This is a genomic window from Brevundimonas sp., from assembly GCF_036402095.1.
Classification (GTDB): domain Bacteria; phylum Pseudomonadota; class Alphaproteobacteria; order Caulobacterales; family Caulobacteraceae; genus Brevundimonas.
Map to the genome: position 1 here is coordinate 1 of NZ_DASWTO010000185.1, position 5,112 is coordinate 5,112.

At 73.8% G+C, this 5,112-nt stretch carries 6 protein-coding genes; 1 reads left to right on the forward strand and 5 read right to left on the reverse strand.

Going from position 1 to position 5,112, the window contains the following annotated elements:
* The coding region (locus tag VGD32_RS12330) for a DNA translocase FtsK 4TM domain-containing protein (RefSeq protein WP_331032180.1) at positions 1 to 678 on the reverse strand (678 nt) is incomplete at its 3' end.
* 136 nt (positions 679 to 814) lie between these two features.
* On the opposite strand from VGD32_RS12330, the gene VGD32_RS12335 reads away from it, so the two are divergent.
* Positions 815 to 2,068: a UbiH/UbiF/VisC/COQ6 family ubiquinone biosynthesis hydroxylase gene (locus tag VGD32_RS12335; protein ID WP_331032181.1), complete on the forward strand. Its 1,254-nt coding sequence runs from the start codon at positions 815 to 817 to the stop codon at positions 2,066 to 2,068.
* Positions 2,069 to 2,119: 51 nt separating this feature from the next.
* Here VGD32_RS12335 and VGD32_RS12340 read toward each other — a convergent pair whose 3' ends face one another.
* The 4 genes from VGD32_RS12340 to VGD32_RS12355 form a co-directional block, all read right to left on the reverse strand.
* A complete protein-coding gene (locus tag VGD32_RS12340; RefSeq protein ID WP_331032182.1) occupies positions 2,120 to 2,314 on the reverse strand; it encodes a Trm112 family protein in 195 nt (64 codons plus the stop codon).
* A gap of 9 nt (positions 2,315 to 2,323) precedes the next feature.
* The gene (locus tag VGD32_RS12345; RefSeq protein WP_331032183.1) at positions 2,324 to 2,983 is read right to left on the reverse strand and encodes an LON peptidase substrate-binding domain-containing protein; all 660 of its coding nucleotides are present in this window, start codon (positions 2,981 to 2,983) and stop codon (positions 2,324 to 2,326) included.
* A gap of 11 nt (positions 2,984 to 2,994) precedes the next feature.
* Complete coding sequence (gene trxA / locus VGD32_RS12350) at positions 2,995 to 3,891, reverse strand: thioredoxin (protein WP_331032184.1); 897 nt, start codon at positions 3,889 to 3,891, stop codon at positions 2,995 to 2,997.
* Positions 3,892 to 3,967: 76 nt separating this feature from the next.
* On the reverse strand, positions 3,968 to 5,112 hold a 1,145-nt coding region (locus VGD32_RS12355), incomplete at its 5' end, for a heparinase II/III domain-containing protein (protein ID WP_331032185.1).

Consider the following 5,112-nt stretch of genomic DNA (forward strand, 5'->3'; position numbering starts at 1 on the left):
CCGCGGGCGCGGCGGGGCCTTGGCCGCCCGGGCGCCGGCCGGCGGCGGCAGGGTCGGGCGGCGCGAACCGCGGGCCCAGTCGACGGCCTCGCCGAGATCGGACACGCGCAGGCCGATGGCGTAGCCGAGGCTCCACAGGGCCAGCGGCAGGAACAGGACGCCGGCGCCGACGGCGGCCCCGGGCAGGCGCAGGGCCGCGAAGGCCATGCGGACGAGGCCGACCAGGGCGTCGCCCCACAGGCCGCCGAGCGCGGCCGCCAGCGGCCAGGCGGCCGGAGGCGCGAGGGCGGACAGCGCCGCCGAGAGCGCCAGCACGCCGACCGTGGCCGAAAAGGCCTTGAACGGCGTCGGCTTGAGCCGCTGCTGCACGGCGTCGCCGATCGCGCCGGCGAGGCCGAAGGCGATCAGCAGCAGGGCGGCCGGCCAGGCGGCCAGGCCCAGCGACTGCATGAACAGGTCGGCGAACAGGGCGCCGTTCAGGCCCAGCCAGTTGGTCGGGGCCGCGGCGGAGGCCGCGTTGAGGCTGGGGTCGGCCGGGTTCCACGAAATCAGGGCGGCCAGCAGCAGGGCCGCCAGCAGCGCCTGCAGCACCCCGCGGAAGCGCACCGCGAACGGCGCGGCCCAGACGATGCGGGCGCTCTCGAAGGCGCGGTGGCCGAGGGCGAGGGCGGCGGACATGGCGGCGCGGACTCCGGGGACACGGGACTCCGGCGGTTGTCGCCCGGGCAGGGTTAAGGGGCTGTTTACTTTGGCCCGGCGGCCCACGCGCTTTGCCGCACTGGACGTTGCGGCCCGGGGGCGCGACAACCCGGCCATGACCCAGAACGCGCGCCATGACGTCATCATCGCCGGAGCCGGGCTGGCGGGCGCGAGCTTCGCCCTCGCCGCCGCCCAGGGCGGGCTGAAGGTCGTGATGGTCGATCCGCAGCCGTTCTCGGCCCAGCTGGCGCCGTCGTTCGACGGGCGTTCGACCGCGATCGCCTTCTCGACCTTCCGCATGCTGGACGCGCTCGGCGTCGGCGAGGGGCTGAGGCCGCACGCCTGCCCCATGGACCGCATTCTGGTCACCGACGGCCGGCGTCCCGGCGCGGCGTCGCCCGCCGCCTCCGCGGCCTTCCTGCGCTTCGACGCCGACGAGATCGGCGACCGCACCGACGGCGAGCCGCTCGGCTATATGGTCGAGAACCGGCGCATCCGCGTCGCCCTCGCCGATGCGGTGACGGCCGCGGGGATCGAGGTCCGCGCCCCGGCCTCGGTCGAACGGGTCGAGGCCGGGCCGGGTCTCGCCACGGTCACGCTCGCGGACGGGGCGACCCTGCGCGCGCCGCTGGTGGTCGGGGCCGAGGGGCGGGGCTCGCGGGTGCGGCGCGAGGCCGGCATCGACACGGCCGGCTGGAGCTACGGCCAGAGCGGGGTGGTGGCCACGGTGCGGATGGGCCGCGACCACGGCAATGTGGCGCACGAATATTTCCTGCCGTCCGGGCCCTTCGCCATCCTGCCCCTGACGGAGCAGAGGGCCAGCCTGGTCTGGACCGAGACCACGCGGCGGGCCGAAGCGCTGAAGGCCTGTTCGGACGAGGCCTTCCACGCCCATCTGATGCGGCGGTTCGGAGACTTCCTCGACGATGTCTCAGTCGTGGGGCCGCGCTTCGTCTATCCGCTGGGACTGCAGTTGGCGGACCGGCTGACCGCCCCGCGCATCGCCCTGATCGGCGACGCCGCCCATGCCGTGCACCCCGTGGCGGGGCAGGGCCTGAACATGGGGCTGAAGGACGCGGCGGCGCTCGCCGAGGTGCTGGTCGAGGCCGTGCGGCTGGGCGAGGACATCGGCTCGGAGACGGTGCTGGACCGCTACGCCCGCTGGCGGCGCTTCGACAACGCGGCGCTGGCGGCGGGATTCGACGGCTTCGTGCGTCTGTTTTCCAACGACATCGCCCCGGTGCGGCTGGCGCGCGACATCGGCATCGCCGCGGTCAATCGCATCGCCCCCCTGCGCCGGGCCTTCATGCACGAGGCCGGCGGGGCGACCGGCGACCTGCCGCGATTGCTCCGGGGTCAGGGTCTCTAGGCCGCCACCGCTCGCCGCGCGGCGGCTCGCTGCGTGAGTCCGATCTGACGGTCAGTCCAGCTTGCGCGCCTCGTCCGCGAGCATGATCGGCACGCCGTCGCGGATCGGAAAGGCCAGCCTGGCGCCCTTCGAGACCAGCTCCTGGCGCTCGCGGTCATAGGTCAGACGGCCGCGCGTGACCGGGCAGACCAGCACCTCGAGCAGGCGGGGATCGACGGAGACCGGGGTGTGAAAGGCGTCGCTCATTGCGGTCCCTTATTGCATCGAAGGCGTGTCGCCGTCGCCTGTTTCCGCCGCGTCGATGGTCATCAGGGCGGTGAGAACGGTCGAGCGGTCGGTCAGGCTGGCCGCCTCCAGCAGCGCCTGCTTCTCGGGCGGCTCGAACGGCAGGGCCATGGACAGGCTGTTGATCAGGGCTTCGGGCGGGGCCGTTTCGGCGGTGTCCCAGTCGATGTCCAGCCCGCGGGTCTCGAGATAGGCGCGCAGGGCGTCGAGCAGTTCGTCGCGGTCGAGGCCGACGTCGTCCACGGGCGGGGCGGCGAGATCGGATTCGAAGGGGGTGAAGTCGGCGCGGACCTGACGGTAAGGCGTCTGGGTCGGCAGTTCGCTGGCCAGCCGGAACCGGGCGCAGCCGGTCAGGGTGATCAGATAGCGGCCGTCCGAGGTCTCGGCGAAGCTGGTGATGCGGCCGGCGCACCCGACCGGCGACAGCTTCGGCGTGACGCGCGAGCCGGGCTGCGGCTGGATCATGCCGATGATGCGGTCGCCGGCCATGGCGTCGTCGATCATGTTCAGATAGCGCGGCTCGAAGATGTTCAGTGGCAGCTGGCCGCGCGGCAGCAGGATGGCGCCGGGCAGGGGGAAGACCGGTATGACCTGCGGCAGGTCGGCGGCCCTGACATAACCCTGCGCCATGTGAACTCTCCTCAGGCGAACAGGATGGAGGACAGGCGGCGGCGGCCGTCGCGGGCGATCTCCGAGGCGGAACCGGCGGCCTCGAACACGGTCAGCAGCTGTTTGCGCGCGGCCTGGTCGTTCCACTCGCGGTCGGCGGCGACGATGGCCAGCAGGCTGTCGACCGCGCCCTGCAGATCGCCGGCGGCGGCCTGGGCGAGGGACAGGTCGTAGCGCGCCTGATGGTCCGACGGGTCGGCCGCGACGCGCGCCTCCAGTTCGGCGCTGGCGCCGGTCGGAGCCGCCGAGGCCAGCGACAGCTGGGCCCGGACCGACTGGACCTGGGCGTTCTTCGAGCCCTCCGGGGCCATGGCGATGGTCTGACGGGCCTGATCGACATCGCCGTCGGCGAGGTAGACCCGGGCCATGCCGGCGATGGCGCCCTCGTGACCGGGCTCGAGGGTCATCACCTGGGCGAAGGCCTGGGCGGCGCCGCCGAGGTCGTTGAGCGACAGCGACTCCTCGCCCATCGACATCATCTGCTCGATGTCGGAACCGGCGCTGGTCCCGCCGGTCAGCTTGTCGATGAAGGCCTTGAGCTGGCTTTCCGGCACCGCGCCCTGGAAGCCGTCGACCGGCTGGCCGTTGACGAAGGCGTAGACCGTCGGGATCGACTGGACGCGCAGCTGGCCGGCGTAGGCCGGGTTCCTGTCGACGTCGATCTTGACCAGTTTCACGGCCCCGCCGGCGGCTCGCACGGCCTTCTCCAGCATCGGCGTCAGGGTCCGGCACGGCCCGCACCAGGTGGCCCAGAAGTCGACCAGCACCGGCTGCGTCTTCGAGGCCTCGACCACGTCGGCCATGAAGCCGGCGTCGGAGCCTTCCTTGATCAGGTCGTCAGGCAGGGTCGTGGGGTCGGCGAAGCTCATCAATCGGTCCTGTCGGTGTGAAGGCCTAACGCGGCAGGCCCAAGATGGTCGCGGCGGACGTTCGTCTCAAGGGACCCTAGGTCGGTTCACCGCCCGCCCCCGCCGGGCTGAGCTTCCAGCGGATCTTGGTTTCGGAATCGGTGCGGGCCGAGCCGCGCACGACGATCTGCAGCGAACGGCGCGTCAGGCCCTCGTCCACGTGGACCGAGGGCTCGATGGCTACGTCCGGCCCGTCGGTGCGGAACCACCAGCCGCGTCCCGAATGGCCGCGCAGCAGGATCGAGCGGCGGTCGCGGGCCAGCGAGGCCTGCACGCCCGGCTCGAGCTGGAAGCGCACTGCGTAGGGCGCGGCGATGGCCCGCACCACGTCCTTCTGGCCCGGGGCGGGGTGGAGCCGCTCCTCGGCCCGCAATTCGTCCAGCCGCTGGTCGAGATAGAGGCGGCGCTGGTGCAGCAGGCCGAAGTCGTGGACCCAGCCGTCGTGTTCGGCCTCGAGCCAGACCGCGCCCTCGCCGTCGCGGCGATGGACCTCGACGTGCAGCGGCCGCCCGATCAGGCGCTGGCCCAGCAGATCGCCCTTCCAGCCGCCCAGCGGGGCCCCGGTCGAGCGCTCGCCCAGCGTCAGGGTCGAATGGCCGGGGGCGAGGCGCAGGCCCTGCCGGTCGGCGGCGCGGGGCGTCCAGCAGCAGCCGGTGACCAGCCGGTCGCGGCCGCAGACGATCTCCAGCGCCAGCGGCTGGGCGCAGGCGGCGGCGGACCAGGCCCCGCGGGCCGGGGCGGCGACGTCGGCGGCGACGGTCAGCAACGGGCTGCGGATCCGGGCGACGCCGCCCACGGTCCCGACCGGGGGCTCGGCGCGGTCCGCCTCGTCGTGCGCCACCGCGGCGGCGACCCGGGCCGGGCTCGAGGGTCCGCCGCCCTGCATGGTGACCAGCCGGCCGTCGGGCAGGGTCGAGAAGCGCAGGGCCGCGGTCAGGCGTCGGATGGCCGCCCGCGCCGGATCGGGCAGGGTCTCGGACAGCTGGGCGAGGGCGTCCTTGAGCGTCAGCAGGTCGAGCAGCAGCTCCAGCCCCGCCTCCGGACTGCGCGAGGCGTGGCCGCCGTCCTCGCCGACGGTCCGGGCCAGCGCCGGGGGCAGGGCGCGCAGCGCCTTGCGCCGCAACGCGACACCCGCGGCGCCGGCGAGGACGCAGCCGGCCACGGCGACGGCGACGAGGCGCT